16 protein-coding genes and 1 riboswitch are annotated in these 12,886 nt (G+C 37.0%); of the genes, 14 read left to right on the top strand and 2 right to left on the bottom strand.

Going from position 1 to position 12,886, the window contains the following annotated elements; translation table 11 throughout:
* Window positions 1-61 precede the first annotated feature (61 nt).
* From E7274_RS04205 to E7274_RS04190, 4 genes are read left to right on the top strand one after another with little or no spacing between them, the layout of a single operon-like run.
* Window positions 62-685, top strand: a complete 624-nt coding sequence (locus E7274_RS04205) for an ECF transporter S component (protein ID WP_304174000.1) — start codon at window positions 62-64, stop codon at window positions 683-685.
* The gene (locus E7274_RS04200) at window positions 682-1,290 is read left to right on the top strand and encodes a 4Fe-4S binding protein (RefSeq protein WP_304173998.1); all 609 of its coding nucleotides are present in this window, start codon (window positions 682-684) and stop codon (window positions 1,288-1,290) included. The genes E7274_RS04205 and E7274_RS04200 overlap by 4 nt, the downstream gene beginning before the upstream one ends.
* 2 nt (window positions 1,291-1,292) lie before the next feature.
* Entirely contained in the window at window positions 1,293-2,237 is a 945-nt protein-coding gene (locus tag E7274_RS04195; RefSeq protein ID WP_304173996.1) for a Sir2 silent information regulator family NAD-dependent deacetylase, read from the top strand.
* Window positions 2,234-3,010, top strand: coding sequence for a protein-ADP-ribose hydrolase (locus E7274_RS04190; RefSeq protein WP_304173994.1), 777 nt, complete (start codon window positions 2,234-2,236; stop codon window positions 3,008-3,010). Before E7274_RS04195 ends, E7274_RS04190 begins: the two co-directional genes overlap by 4 nt.
* Here E7274_RS04190 and E7274_RS04185 read toward each other — a convergent pair.
* Window positions 2,970-3,209, bottom strand: a complete 240-nt coding sequence (locus E7274_RS04185; RefSeq protein WP_304174166.1) for a DUF6061 family protein — start codon at window positions 3,207-3,209, stop codon at window positions 2,970-2,972. The two genes, E7274_RS04190 and E7274_RS04185, sit on opposite strands and share 41 nt — an antisense overlap.
* Window positions 3,210-3,604: 395 nt before the next feature.
* Between E7274_RS04185 and E7274_RS04180 the strand changes: the two genes are divergently transcribed.
* The 7 genes from E7274_RS04180 to E7274_RS04150 all read left to right on the top strand — a co-directional run bounded on the left by E7274_RS04180 (window position 3,605) and on the right by E7274_RS04150 (window position 9,073).
* Window positions 3,605-3,853: a DUF1653 domain-containing protein gene (locus E7274_RS04180; protein ID WP_033154488.1), complete on the top strand. Its 249-nt coding sequence runs from the start codon at window positions 3,605-3,607 to the stop codon at window positions 3,851-3,853.
* A 39-nt stretch (window positions 3,854-3,892) separates the two neighbouring features.
* On the top strand, window positions 3,893-4,633 hold the full coding sequence (locus tag E7274_RS04175; RefSeq protein ID WP_304173992.1) for a hypothetical protein: 741 nt from the start codon (window positions 3,893-3,895) through the stop codon (window positions 4,631-4,633).
* A complete protein-coding gene (locus tag E7274_RS04170; RefSeq protein ID WP_304173990.1) occupies window positions 4,620-5,093 on the top strand; it encodes a hypothetical protein in 474 nt (157 codons plus the stop codon). Before E7274_RS04175 ends, E7274_RS04170 begins: the two co-directional genes overlap by 14 nt.
* 111 nt (window positions 5,094-5,204) lie before the next feature.
* Window positions 5,205-6,572: a sodium-dependent transporter gene (locus E7274_RS04165; RefSeq protein WP_304173988.1), complete on the top strand. Its 1,368-nt coding sequence runs from the start codon at window positions 5,205-5,207 to the stop codon at window positions 6,570-6,572.
* Window positions 6,573-6,577: 5 nt separating this feature from the next.
* Entirely contained in the window at window positions 6,578-7,264 is a 687-nt protein-coding gene (locus E7274_RS04160; RefSeq protein WP_304173986.1) for a DNA alkylation repair protein, read from the top strand.
* Window positions 7,265-7,270: 6 nt separating this feature from the next.
* Complete coding sequence (locus E7274_RS04155; RefSeq protein WP_304173984.1) at window positions 7,271-7,927, top strand: YoaK family protein; 657 nt, start codon at window positions 7,271-7,273, stop codon at window positions 7,925-7,927.
* Window positions 7,928-8,029: 102 nt separating this feature from the next.
* Entirely contained in the window at window positions 8,030-9,073 is a 1,044-nt protein-coding gene (locus E7274_RS04150; RefSeq protein ID WP_304173982.1) for a VanZ family protein, read from the top strand.
* A 2-nt stretch (window positions 9,074-9,075) separates the two neighbouring features.
* Here the strand turns inward: E7274_RS04150 and E7274_RS04145 are convergent, their stop codons facing one another.
* The gene (locus tag E7274_RS04145; protein WP_304173980.1) at window positions 9,076-9,939 is read right to left on the bottom strand and encodes a DMT family transporter; all 864 of its coding nucleotides are present in this window, start codon (window positions 9,937-9,939) and stop codon (window positions 9,076-9,078) included.
* A gap of 309 nt (window positions 9,940-10,248) precedes the next feature.
* Here E7274_RS04145 and E7274_RS04140 point away from each other — a divergent pair, with 309 nt between their 5' ends.
* From E7274_RS04140 to E7274_RS04130, 3 genes are all read left to right on the top strand, one after another.
* Window positions 10,249-10,791, top strand: coding sequence for a TetR/AcrR family transcriptional regulator C-terminal domain-containing protein (locus E7274_RS04140; protein WP_304173978.1), 543 nt, complete (start codon window positions 10,249-10,251; stop codon window positions 10,789-10,791).
* 130 nt (window positions 10,792-10,921) lie between these two features.
* Window positions 10,922-11,365 (top strand): MarR family winged helix-turn-helix transcriptional regulator, encoded by a 444-nt coding sequence (locus tag E7274_RS04135; protein ID WP_304173977.1) that lies wholly within the window; start codon window positions 10,922-10,924, stop codon window positions 11,363-11,365.
* A gap of 259 nt (window positions 11,366-11,624) precedes the next feature.
* The gene (locus E7274_RS04130) at window positions 11,625-12,713 is read left to right on the top strand and encodes a radical SAM/SPASM domain-containing protein (protein ID WP_304173974.1); all 1,089 of its coding nucleotides are present in this window, start codon (window positions 11,625-11,627) and stop codon (window positions 12,711-12,713) included.
* 43 nt (window positions 12,714-12,756) lie between these two features.
* A riboswitch (TPP riboswitch) is annotated at window positions 12,757-12,861 on the top strand.
* Window positions 12,862-12,886: the final 25 nt, after the last annotated feature.

Raw genomic sequence — 12,886 nt, 5'->3', positions numbered from 1 at the left:
GCAGGAAATCCCGTCCTGCGGGCTGTTTTAAATTCAGGCATATCTCACAAAAAGGAGATTTATGAGTAACAATACAGCAACTATTAAAACAAGAAAAAATTTAGTTTCTACAAGGACGATAACAATGACAGCTCTACTGGCAGCTATATCATATGTGTTGGCATTTTTAGAGTTTCCGGTTCCTTTGAGTCCATCATTTGCACGAATGGATCTGTCAGATTTACCTGCACTGATTGGGGCGTTTGCGTTTGGACCGGTTACAGGAGTGATGATAGAATTGATAAAAAATATATTACAGCTTCTGTCAACATCAACAGGAGGAATTGGTGAACTTGCCAATTTTCTGATGGGGGCATCCTATGTACTGGCTGCCGGTTTTATATACAAATACAAAAAGACTAGGAAAATGGCGTTGTTGGCGTGTGTTATTTCAAGTGTTGTTATGGGAATAGCAGCAGTGATTATAAATTATTTTATCCTACTTCCACTGTTTGAAACATTTATGCCGCTAGATCAGCTGATTGCATCATTTGGCGAATTTATGCCATTTATTAGGACCAAGCTGGACGTTGTGCTATTTAATGCATTGCCGTTTAATATCTTAAAAGGCTTGGTGATCGGAGCAATTACTATGATGATATATAAAAAACTTACACCGATACTGAAAGGAGAGGCTTTGAAATGACAAAAATGAATTATCTTAAACTTCTGGTGGATGAAATTCATTCTACAACAGTTGCAACGATAGGTTCAGATGGACATCCTCAGACAAGAATCATAGATATGATGTACTATGATGAAGATGGCGTATATTTCCTTACAGCAAAGGGAAAAGCATTTTATGACCAGTTAATGGAGCAGCAGTATGTGGCAATATCCGCAACAAAAGACAAAATTTCGGTGTCTCTGCGCGGAAAAATAAAGAACATCGGGGAAAAAAATCTAGACATAATGTTTGAAAAAAATTCATATATGAAGAAAATCTATCCGGGAAATACGAAAGATGCAATCGAAGTGTTTCAGCTGTATGAGGCACAGGGCGAGTATTTTGATATCAGCAATCCATCAAATATTGTGAGAGATACTATAACAATCGGAAAAGCAGAAGCTGTTCAGACAGGTTATTTTGTTGGAAAAGACTGTATCGGATGTAAGTTGTGTTACTCTGTATGTCCGCAAAAATGCATTGATATATCTTCAGTTCCAGTTACTATCAACCAGAATCATTGTCTGCATTGCGGAAGATGTGCAGAAATTTGTCCGAAGCAGTGTATTGAGAAAAGAGGTTAATTATGATTTTTAAGAAAATCAGAAAAGGGCATGCTGACTGGAGAAACTTTTTATGTAGTACTCCGGCAAGGGATTATGTATTCCAAAAGGATGCATATGAAGACCAGATTGACAGGGCAGCAAAGAATATAAGAAATGCAGACTGTGTTATAATTGGGGCAGGAGCCGGGGCATCGACAGCTGCGGGAATCCAATATGGTGGTAAAAGGTTTACAGACAATTTTGCAGAATTTATAAAAAAATACGGTGAGCACTACATGACAGATATGTATGCAGCCGGATTTTATCCATATCCGTCTGAGGAGGCAAAGTGGGGATACTGGTCAAAACACGCATTGATGAACCGCTTTGATCCTCCGGCATTGCCGCTTTATACAGAACTTTATGATATTGTAAAGAACAAAGAATATTTTGTACTTACAACCAATGTGGATCATCAGTTTTATAAAGCGGGATTCGATGAAAAAAGAATATTTGCAACACAGGGAGATTATGGGAAAATCCAGTGCCAGAAAGCCTGTCATCCAAAGACTTACGATGCAAAAGACCTGTTTCGTAAAATGGATAAAGCGAGAAGAGACTGCCTGATTCCATCAGAACTTGTACCAAAATGTCCGGTGTGTGGCGGCAATATGACTATGAATCTCCGGTGTGATAATTATTTTGTGGAAGATGAAGCGTGGCATGAGGCAGCCGACAGATATGCGGGTTTTCTGGAACAGAATAAAGATAAAAAGGTTGTTCTTTTGGAACTGGGAGTTGGATTTAATACGCCGATTATTATACGTTTCCCTTTTGAAAAGATGGTGAGGGAGAACTCGTCTTATAGTTTGATACGCCTGAATATGGATGAAGCGGTAGTTCCGGAAAGCTTCGGGGAACGTGCAATCGGTATTGGCGGTGATATGGCAAAGGCCATTACTGATATAAGGGGGCTGGTATTATGACGCAGGATGAGAGAAGAGAATATCTGATTCAGTATCTTTTAAAAGAAGAAATACCGTTTGGCAGACAGAGCATTCCTACGGATAAGCAGGGACAGGAAAATCTGCTCCGCTCACTTATGAATGTCAGACCGCCAAGACCAATCAGTAATGATTTTTTGAAAATACAGGATGAGTATCTTACAGAAAGAAATATAGAGCGTGGAATCACAGATGTTGACACGCTTGCACCTGTAAAATCCGATTCGAGATTATATATCTGGCAGGGGGATATTACCACTTTGAAATGTGAGGCAATCGTGAATGCGTGTAACTCACAGATGCTTGGTTGTTTTTCACCGATGCATGCCTGTATTGATAACTTTATTCATACTTATGCTGGAATGGAACTTCGTTTGAAAATGCATGAAATTATGGCAAAGCAGGGGCATGAAGAAGAGACCGGCAAAGCAAAGATAACATCGGGATACAATCTTCCGACAAAATATATTCTTCATACGGTAGGACCTATTATACAATGGAAAGTCACAAAAGAAGATGAAGCTCTGCTCGCAAGCTGCTACACAGAGTGCCTAAAGCTTGCAGCTGATACTGGTGTGGAATCTATTGCATTCTGTTGTTTGTCTACAGGTGTATTCCGTTTTCCACAGCAGCGAGCTGCCGAGATTGCAACGAACACTGTAAAGCAGTATCTTAACAAAGACAGCAGAATAAAAAAGGTAATCTTTAATGTGTTTAAGGATGAAGATTTAAAAATATACAGTGGATTGTTATAAGCGTCTGTTGAAATATCCTATATACCCTAATAAGCAAAAGGTACAGAATAAATTTATGATTAGACCTTGCATATTCTAATGGCTCATCAATTGCAAGAGATGTCAAAGCACATTCTGCTCCAGGTGTAGTCTTTAAATCCTTTTCAGTTTCCCAGCAGTCAATGTGAAGCATAGAGCCGGCACTGGTATAAACATCAATACTGTTTTATAGATTTTTTTGCCCTTGTATTTTCCCTTATCAGAGTTCGTAAACTTATATCGGAAGATAATCTTACAAAAGACAAACAAAGATTTAATGAGTAGAAAGTAAAATCAGAGTATTATTTTTGATTGCAGTTATTAAAGTTGCCACCAGCAGCATACAGTAGCCCTGAGCTTTCTACCGTACGCAGCAGGTATACAGCAACTTGAGGTGAAAAAGCCTTAAATAAGGCACTTCATCACATCAAAAAGTTCTCAAAGAGATAATTATTGTTGCAAATTGTGCAACTACAAAAATGCTCCAGGAAGCTTGCTTCCTTGGAGCTTTTTTATTTGCAGTAATATTTATCTCGTAATAAAATAAATATATATACTATTTACAAGGAGTTCACAATGCAAGAATTAGTTTTACACAGAGTATACAAACACTTCAAAGGGGATTATTATTTGGTTGAAGATATAGCTAGGGATTCTGAAACACAGGAAGAAATGGTAGTATATCGCAAGCTGTATGATGATGGTTCTTTGTGGGTAAGACCAAAGGAAATGTTTTTATCCGAAGTGGATCATGAAAAGTATCCAGAGGTTACTCAGAAATATAGATTTGAGCTTCAGGAGATTGCTAGTAAAAAGAATCATTAGTATATTTATTGGTTTATGTTTTGTGAGAGGTATTATTACATGACCAAGATGATGAAAAGAGCTCTAATCAATCTAGGGTTCAGAGTTTTTGTATTCCTATTTATATTGGGGGCATACATCTTTCATAAAGAGATGTTGGTAGGTTTTATGACCCATGAGTTTACCTTTGGCATTTCAGAGTACGGTATCAGCCCACTGCATGTGTTGTGGGGAATCTTTATGATTATGATGCTTCAGCATATCATTCCTCATAAGTATCTTTCTATGGCCTATTTTAAAGGTGATGTTAAAACCTTTAATGAGGTGAAGGGATACTCAAGGCTGAATCTTTTAGAATTTGTCCAGCAGATGAATGTAAGAGCTTGGATTGTAATGCTAGTCTGGTTGACATTTAATGCTGTGTTTGCAGTATTGTATCTCTTTAAGTTAATAGGTGCTGCGGATATGTTGATGCTGACTGTATTTTTCTATTTGTGCGATTATATATGCATTCTTATTTTCTGTCCGTTTCAGTCATTTATCATGCATAACAAATGCTGTATTAACTGCAGAATCTATGACTGGGGATATTTCATGATGTTTACCCCAATGCTGTTTATAAAGAATTTCTTTTCATGGAGTCTTTTCTTTACGGCGCTTATCGTCCTTATTAAATGGGAAGTGGGCTATGCAAAACATCCTGAGACATTTTGGTTTGGAAGTAACAAACATCTGCAGTGTACTAATTGCAAAGAGAAGCTTTGTATTATAAAGAACAGAAAAGGTCATGAAAGAGTTTAATAAAGCTTTATCGAATTTCATAAATGATGCTGCGGCAGGTGGAGCAGTACGTCATCTTGCTGATCTTGGATATTCCATATCACAGATAGCAGATGAGCTTGATTATCCTATTTCCAAAGAAAAGATTGCAGGCTATATGTGGGAGCATTTTCTTAATATTGGAAAGATTTGTCTTGAGGAACCACAGCCATCCCACGAAAAGGTTAGCTTTGTTAAAGAGCAGGATAGTTTTGGACGAATTAGCTTTAGGAGAGTAACTGAAAACATTGATAATTCATATAAGAAATACGTCCAATGCGACTTCGGAAAGCTTCTATACAAACATGATGAAAGATTTATAAGCAAGCTGGAAAAATTAAATCCAGGTGATAGAGAATACATAGAGCTTATGCCTTGGCCACTTGAGCCAGTGTATCATGAATTGGATGAAAGAATGACCAGAATAAAAAATATAATATAAGTTTAAATTTTTGCTTCAAGGCTCTTCCTTGAAGCAATTTTTTTTGCTATACTATGTTACTGTACAAGTTTAACAGCTTAAAGTATTAAAGTAACATGGAGGAGTAATTAATTGAAGAAAGGTAATCGAGGTAGTTTCTCGGGAAAGATTGGTTTTGTGCTTTCAGCAGCTGGAGCATCAGTAGGATTAGGAAATATTTGGAGATTCCCTTACTTATGTGCTAAATATGGAGGAGGAATCTTTTTAATTGTTTATATAGTTCTTGCTTTAACATTTGGATACACAATGATCGTTGCAGAGACTGCAATAGGACGCGCTACAAGCAAAAGCCCAGTCGGGGCATTCAAGGATTTAAGTCACAACAAAATAATGGGATTAGGAGGATGGATTAATGCAATCATTCCAATTCTTATCGTTCCTTATTATTCTGTTATCGGTGGCTGGGTATGTAAGTATCTATTTGAATATATTATAGCAGATGTAAATGAAATCGCTTCAGACACATTCTTTGTAGATTTCATTACAAATGGATATGATGCAGAGTTTTGGTTTATCGTATTTACGATATTAGTTTTATTTGTTATTTACAAGGGAGTTGAAAATGGTATCGAGCGAGTATCAAAGTTCGTTATGCCAATCCTGGTAGTTCTTGCCATTATTATTTGTATTTACTCAGTAACAAGACCGGGTGCGCTTGGTGGAGTAAAGTATTTGTTCATTCCTAATTTTAAGCATTTTTCTATCATGACAATTGTTACTGCTATGGGGCAGATGTTTTATTCTCTATCAATTGCCATGGGTATTCTTATTACATTTGGTTCTTATGTAAAGAAGGAAGTTAGCATTGAGGAATCAACAAAACAGGTAGAGATTTTTGATACTGCAATTGCAATTATGGCAAGCCTTATGATTATCCCAACTGTGTTTGCTTTCTCAGGTGGAGATGAAAGCACATTAAATGCTGGCCCATCCCTTATGTTTATTACCATGCCAAAGATTTTTGCCAGCATGGGATTTGGAAGAATTATCGGTATTCTTTTCTTTGCACTTGTTTTATTTGCTGCAGTTACAAGCGCTATTGCACTTACAGAAAGTGCAGTTTCCACATTTGAGGATGAATTCAAGTGGAGCAGAAAGTTTGGAACAAACGTTATGGCTGTTATCATGGTTGTTCTCGGAAGCTTATCATCACTTGGAAATGGACCACTTGCAAATGTTAAAATCATTGGCATGCAGTTCTTGGATTTCTTTGATTTCCTTACAAACTCAGTGATGATGCCTATAGCAGCGTTTGCTACATGCATGCTTGTTACTAAGTTTATGACAGTAGAAAGACTTGAAGCAGAAGTTGAGCAGGAGAACCATCCATTTAAGAGAAAGGCAGTATTCTCTTTCATGATTAAATTCCTTTGCCCACTGTTTGTTGTTATTATTTTGATTAGTGCTATACTTAACGTGTTTGGGATTATTTCAATGTAAAACATATGATAACAGAAGAAATCAGAGCAGATTTATTTGCAAACCAGGATATTAAATATAGAGATTTTCAAAGCAAGCTTACACCTACTATTGCAGAAGGTTCGGCTATTGGAGTACGTACGCCAATCCTTCGAAAGCTTGCAAAAGGTTATATTAAGCGAGAGGATGTGGTAGATTTTCTTGATGATTTGCCACATCAGTATTTTGATGAAAATCAGATTCATGCCTTCTTGATTAGTGAAATCAAGGATTATGATGAGTGTATATCTAGGCTTAATCAGTTTTTGCCATACGTAGACAACTGGGCTACATGTGACCAAATGTCACCAAAGTGCTTCAAAAAGAATCATGATTTGTTGCCTGGTCAGCTTTTAAAATGGATTGGTACAAATGATACCTATACAATCAGGTTTGCTATTGTTTCATACATGTCCCATTTTTTAGATGAAGACTTTAATGAAGAATATTTGAGAATAGTTGCATCAGTCAAATCTGATGAATACTACATAAATATGGCTATAGCATGGTATTTCGCCACAGCTCTTGCTAAGCAGTATGATGCGGCGTTACCATACATAGAAAATAATGTGCTTGATAAATGGACTCATAACAAAGCTATTCAAAAGTCAATTGAAAGCTATAGAGTCAGTGATGAACACAAACAGTATCTTAAATCATTAAAACGGAAGTAATAAACTATGAAGTCACGACAAACATCTGAATCATTCTTACTAAGCGCTATAGTTTCTGCTTCAGGAGGCTTTCAGGATGCCTACACCTACAATCTTAGGGATAAGGTATTTGCAAATGCTCAAACAGGAAATATAGTTCTTATGTCTCAGCATTTAATGCAAAGAGAGTGGGCAAAGGGGCTGCATTACTTATTGCCTATTCTTTCTTTTGCAGTAGGAATACTTATTGCAGAGCAAGTCAGCTTCCATTATCGAAATGCTAAAAAGATTCATTGGCGTCAGATAATACTTTTGATAGAGATTATAGTATTATCGGCTGTAGCATTTGTGCCAGCTTCTTTAAATGTACTGGCAAATGTTTTAGTATCCTTAGCATGTGCTATGCAAGTCCAGTCTTTTAGAAAGGTCAACGGATATCCATATGCAAGCACCATGTGCATTGGCAACCTGAGAAGCGGTACAGAGAGCCTATCAGTTTACCTTAGAAACCATGAAAAAGGTGCTTTAAAAAAGGCAATGCACTACTATGGCATTATTATCATATTTGCGATAGGAGCAGGTATTGGCGGTATTTTATCTATAAATTTAGGATATAGGTGTATTTTAATATCAAGTATGTTATTACTATTAGCTTTTTTTATGATGCGAAAAGAGCATCTATAAAACAGATTAAATAAATAATCTGTTGCCTTATACACAAATTGTTGACAATTACTAAGTATACTTTTTACAATACAAGTACTGCTTTTAGATTGGAGACAATAATTGGAACTTAATAGTTTTTATGATTTTTATGCGAATAATTGGATTTCAAATGTAATAATAGTCGTAGGAGCAACTATCATAGCTTTGCTCCTCGCCTATCTATTACCTTTTTTTGATAATAAAATCTGTAACAAAATCGGTTTAAATCTACAGGGCGGCGTTAGTTCAAGTAAAAACGCAGATAAAAGCGCCATCATCAGAAAGCTGATTCTTTGGCTGGCCTTTGTAGTTTATCTATTTTTCCTTTTCTATTTAGTATTTCTTGCAAGAACTCCAAATCCAGATTATGTAGTTCGCAATGCGGGCTTTAGTATTTTCACTATGACATGGCAAGATATCGAGCTTCCAGAGGAAGAGTTTATCGAGTTTTACCTTAATGTTATGGTGTTCATCCCTATGGGGTACTTGCTTCCATATATTTTCAGATGGTTCAGAAATCACGCGTGGAGCAGATCACTTATAATGTGTTTTGTTTCCTCTATTGTAATCGAGAATTTGCAGCTTATCACAAAGCGTGGAACATATGATACTGCGGATGTTATAGCAGATACATTTGGCGGATTTATTGGAATAGCGTTGTATATGCATCGTGCGTACACTCTTACAAATCCAGAGTGGAGAAAGGATTTTAAGTACTACAAGCGATGGAAGAAGCTGGCGAAAAATGGAGTCCTTTTTCCATTTTCAAAGAAGCTTGCAATTAATCGTGTAATCATCCAAGCTACAGATGAGGATGAGATTTGGAATTTCTATGTAAAAGATTTAGGATTCCAGATTAAGAAGATTATTATTCCAAAGGATGTTACGCAGACAAACTTACTTCTATCAATGGGAAGAACTTCCTTGGAAGTACATTGTTTGAACAAGCAGAATGCTATACCGTCCCAGACTATAGTGCTTGCACACCACAATATGGATGGTATAAAGCGAAGATTAGATAAGGCAAATATAACAAGTGAATGTGGAACGGACCCATACACAAATCATAGAACATTGACTGTGATGGGCCCGGACAATACTAAGGTTATTTTTCTTGAAACCTAATTCTATTCAGTTTTTAGATTCATGTACCATCTAAATACTGCAACACCGATGATGATGGCATATCCTGCAATACTGAGGATTGAAGGAATCTCACCAAGGAAGATTATTCCAAGGATGGCTGCAAATACAACCTGTGTGTAATCAAATACAGAAATCTCTTTTGCAGGAGCGTATTTGTAAGCAGTGGTGATTGAGAACTGTCCAAGTGATGCGCTTACGCCAGCCATAAGCAGGCAAAGCAATTGTGTTGGATTCATTGGTGTAAAATCTGTTATTAAAAATGGCAGAGTCACTACACATGAAAAGAACGAAAAATAAAATACAATAACAGGAGTTTTTACACCCTGTTGTCCAAGCTTGCGGACACAAACATATGCTGTTCCTGCGCCAAAGCCACCAAATAGGCCGATGAGTGCAGGAACAGTTTCTGTTATAAGGCCTGTTGGTCTGATGATGAATAATGCGCCAATAAAAGCGATGATAGTAGCTGCAATATCAACACGCTTTGGGTATTCCTTCAAAATAAAAATAGAAAGAATAATAGCAAAGAATGGTGATAGCTTATTTAGCATGTTGGCGTCGGCAATTCCTAATCTATCGATAGCATAGAAGTTTGCAATAAGTCCTGATGTTCCGAAAAAACATCTTGCAAACAAAGGTGGAATGTTTGGTCTTTCAACTTTAATTCCTACGTTTGCCTTCAGAAGAGCTGCTATGGCAACAAACATAGCTACAAAATTTCTAAAGAATGCCTTTTGCATTGTAGGCAAATCACCGGAAATACGGACGAAAAATGTCATAAGTGAAAAGCCAACAGCGGCTAATAGAATACAAATGATTCCCTTGAGTTTGTTATTTTTAGTCATAATGGGTCTCCTAAATCTTGATTATTCCCCAAACACATATCATACAATTAAAGAGTATATCACGTAATATTGATGAATTGTATAGATTTCTGTTTTTCATCAGAAAAACAGAAATCGTAAATACCAAGAAAATAGATTCATCTATTTTCTTGTCCTGCAAAGCAGGATTCTTGCTGACAATTACATTTTTTGTCAGGAAGAAGTCATAGCTAAATTATGTGAATTGCACAATATAAAGTTGGTATTGAAGTTGCAAGAAAAATATTGGTAAAATAAGCATAGTAGGAAGGGGGAGAGGCTATGCACAGGATGTCAACAAAAGAAATTTTGGCGGAATCTTTCAAAGAGTTGGCAGAGAAAAAACCAATTAATAAAATTACGATTACAAATATCACTGATAATTGTGGAATGACACAGCCTACTTTTTACAATCATTTTAGGGACAAATATGATTTGATTACCTGGATTTATTTGCAGGAAGCGCAAAAGCATATTAAAAACGTGGGGAAAGATGGCTGGACATGGAAGGATACAATTAGTTGTAATCTACAGTATTTTATGGACAACAAGTCTTTTATAATCAACGCATTAAAGAATACCAAGGGGATGGATTCTTTTGTTTTTCAGATGGCCAATACAAACCGTGATTTACTTGTAAAAGAAGTGAAAAGTAAAACAGGAAAAGATGAGTTATCTGATGAAATGATGGCATTGATTAAGATGTACGTATGTGGCATTTGCCAGTATGTATGTGGCTGGCTATTGGAACCAAATCCAATGCCATGCGATAAACTAGCCGGTATTATACAGGAATTCGCCCCTAATGAAATACGTCCATTTATCTGCGCTTAATTTTGTAAAATTAAATCAATGCAAAATGATTTAGTATTTGCGTTTAGCTATATATCGACTTTCTGTAATATCGTTGATACATTATTATTGTACACAATACTAATGTGAACGAATTATAGGAGAGTATAAAATGACAAAAACATCGGACAAGGTATTATGTTTGGAGAATCAGCTTTGTTTTCCATTGTATGCATATGCTAAGGAGGTTGTACGTAAGTATAGAAAGCCTCTTGAGGAACTTAATCTTACCTACACCCAGTATATTGTCATGATGGCTTTATGGCAGGCTGGCGATTTGACTGAAGGAGAAATTGGAAAGTGCGTACATTTGGATTCAGGTACTTTGGCTCCACTTTTAAAGAGATTAGAAAAGCAAGGCATGATTACCAGAGGAAGATCTGAAAAGGATGAAAGAAAGCTTGTTATTAAGCTTACAGATGAGGGACAGGCATTAAAAGAAAAAGCTAAAAAGGTTCCAGCTCAAATGAAAGGGTGTCTAAATCTTTCAGATGAGGAAAAGGCTCAGTTAAAGAAGCTACTGGATAAGGCTATGCAAGGAATTGGTGAAGAATAAAATTGATTTTTATAATCTTCACATAGATTTCAGATAAGTAACAGTACAAGTTCATAATGGGAGAGTAATATACAATCATCGCAAGAGCGATAAAACTTTTTCATATATCATTCTCCCAAAAAAAGCTGCTGGCGGGCAGCTTTTTTTACTTTGTATTTATAATTGAAAATGATTATCAATAGGAGTATAATGATTTTACAAAATCGAATCACACGCAATTGATGCGACGGGATGATAAGATTATTTAAGAGGTGTATATATGGAAAAGGAATTTGATATTCAAGCGTATATGACAGCTGGTGTAGAGCGAGTTGTAAAGGATTCAATTCGTGCTACTTTGAAGGATCCAGTTGAAAGCATTTTTATGGCAAAGTTTGCAGTAGCAACAAAGAAAGCTGCTGATGTTAGAAAGAAATTCAAGGAAGAGGGGTTACATGTTCCTCCATTCCTAATTGCATCAATCACTAGCAATTGCAACTTACATTGTGCAGGCTGTTATTCTCGTCAGAACGACGCCACAAAGGATTGTGAGCCTGTAAATCAGCTTAGCGATGAACAGTGGCTTACCATCTTCGATGAAGCAGAGGATTTAGGAATCAGCTTTATTCTTCTTGCTGGTGGCGAGCCTCTTCTTAGAAAAGGTGTCATCAAGGCGGCTGCAAAGAAGCCTAATATTCTTTTCCCAATCTTTACAAATGGAGTATTCATCAGTGATGAGTACTTTGAGTTATTTGATAAAAACAGAAACCTTGTGCCAATCATGAGTATTGAAGGCCACAAGGAAGCAACTGACAGCCGTCGTGGCGAAGGAATTTACGATAAGCTTATTTCAAACATGGAAACATTCAAAAAGAATGGTCAAATATTCGGTAATTCAGTTACAGTTACTACAGAAAACTTTGACGATGTTCTTTCTGATGATTTTGTATCTATGCTTCAGGGATATGGCTGCAAAGCAGTAATTTATGTTGAGTATGTACCTGTATCAGATGAGAGCAAGCACCTAGCACTTAGCGAGGAGCAGGAAGAGCAGCTTAGAGCTAGAATTGCCACTCTTCGTGAGGAATATGAGGACATGGTATTCATTTCCTTCCCAGGTGATGAAAAATCATCAGGTGGATGTGTTGCAGCAGGCAGGGGATTCTTCCACATCAATTCCCATGGTGGAGCAGAACCATGCCCATTCTCACCATTCTCCGATACAAACGTAATGGACATGGGCCTTCGTGGAGCTATCTCCTCACGCCTTTTTCAGGTACTCCAGGCAGGCGACATCCTAAAGGATGACCATGTAGGCGGATGTGTCCTCTTCGAAAAGAAAGAACAGGTGGAGGCACTTTGCAATTAGGTGTTGATTTTTTGCCACACTTGTAGCATTATATGTAAGGAATTTAATATGAGACGGGAGCTTGTAGACAGGCTGAGAGGAAGGTGTGACCTTCGACCGAGAACCTGATTTGGATAATGCCAACGTAGGGACGCCGATTAATAATGATATTGATATTATGCGGAAGCTATTTG

The organism is Pseudobutyrivibrio ruminis (assembly GCF_015057245.1).
GTDB classification, from domain to species: domain Bacteria; phylum Bacillota; class Clostridia; order Lachnospirales; family Lachnospiraceae; genus Pseudobutyrivibrio; species Pseudobutyrivibrio ruminis_E.
The sequence above is the reverse complement of the archived record's forward strand: the minus strand, read 5'-3'. Positions and strand labels throughout refer to the sequence as shown.

Excerpts from the sequence above, each read along its gene's own strand:
- E7274_RS04175 (WP_304173992.1), top strand. The coding sequence starts at position 3,893 with ATGACCAAGATGATGAAAAGAGCTCTAATCAATCTAGGGTTCAGAGTT.
- E7274_RS04145 (WP_304173980.1), bottom strand. The coding sequence starts at position 9,939 with ATGACTAAAAATAACAAACTCAAGGGAATCATTTGTATTCTATTAGCC.
- E7274_RS04155 (WP_304173984.1), top strand. The coding sequence starts at position 7,271 with ATGAAGTCACGACAAACATCTGAATCATTCTTACTAAGCGCTATAGTT.
- E7274_RS04205 (WP_304174000.1), top strand. The coding sequence starts at position 62 with ATGAGTAACAATACAGCAACTATTAAAACAAGAAAAAATTTAGTTTCT.
- E7274_RS04195 (WP_304173996.1), top strand. The coding sequence starts at position 1,293 with ATGATTTTTAAGAAAATCAGAAAAGGGCATGCTGACTGGAGAAACTTT.
- E7274_RS04130 (WP_304173974.1), top strand. The coding sequence starts at position 11,625 with ATGGAAAAGGAATTTGATATTCAAGCGTATATGACAGCTGGTGTAGAG.
- E7274_RS04190 (WP_304173994.1), top strand. The coding sequence starts at position 2,234 with ATGACGCAGGATGAGAGAAGAGAATATCTGATTCAGTATCTTTTAAAA.
- E7274_RS04170 (WP_304173990.1), top strand. The coding sequence starts at position 4,620 with ATGAAAGAGTTTAATAAAGCTTTATCGAATTTCATAAATGATGCTGCG.
- E7274_RS04160 (WP_304173986.1), top strand. The coding sequence starts at position 6,578 with ATGATAACAGAAGAAATCAGAGCAGATTTATTTGCAAACCAGGATATT.
- E7274_RS04180 (WP_033154488.1), top strand. The coding sequence starts at position 3,605 with ATGCAAGAATTAGTTTTACACAGAGTATACAAACACTTCAAAGGGGAT.
- E7274_RS04140 (WP_304173978.1), top strand. The coding sequence starts at position 10,249 with ATGTCAACAAAAGAAATTTTGGCGGAATCTTTCAAAGAGTTGGCAGAG.
- E7274_RS04200 (WP_304173998.1), top strand. The coding sequence starts at position 682 with ATGACAAAAATGAATTATCTTAAACTTCTGGTGGATGAAATTCATTCT.
- E7274_RS04135 (WP_304173977.1), top strand. The coding sequence starts at position 10,922 with ATGACAAAAACATCGGACAAGGTATTATGTTTGGAGAATCAGCTTTGT.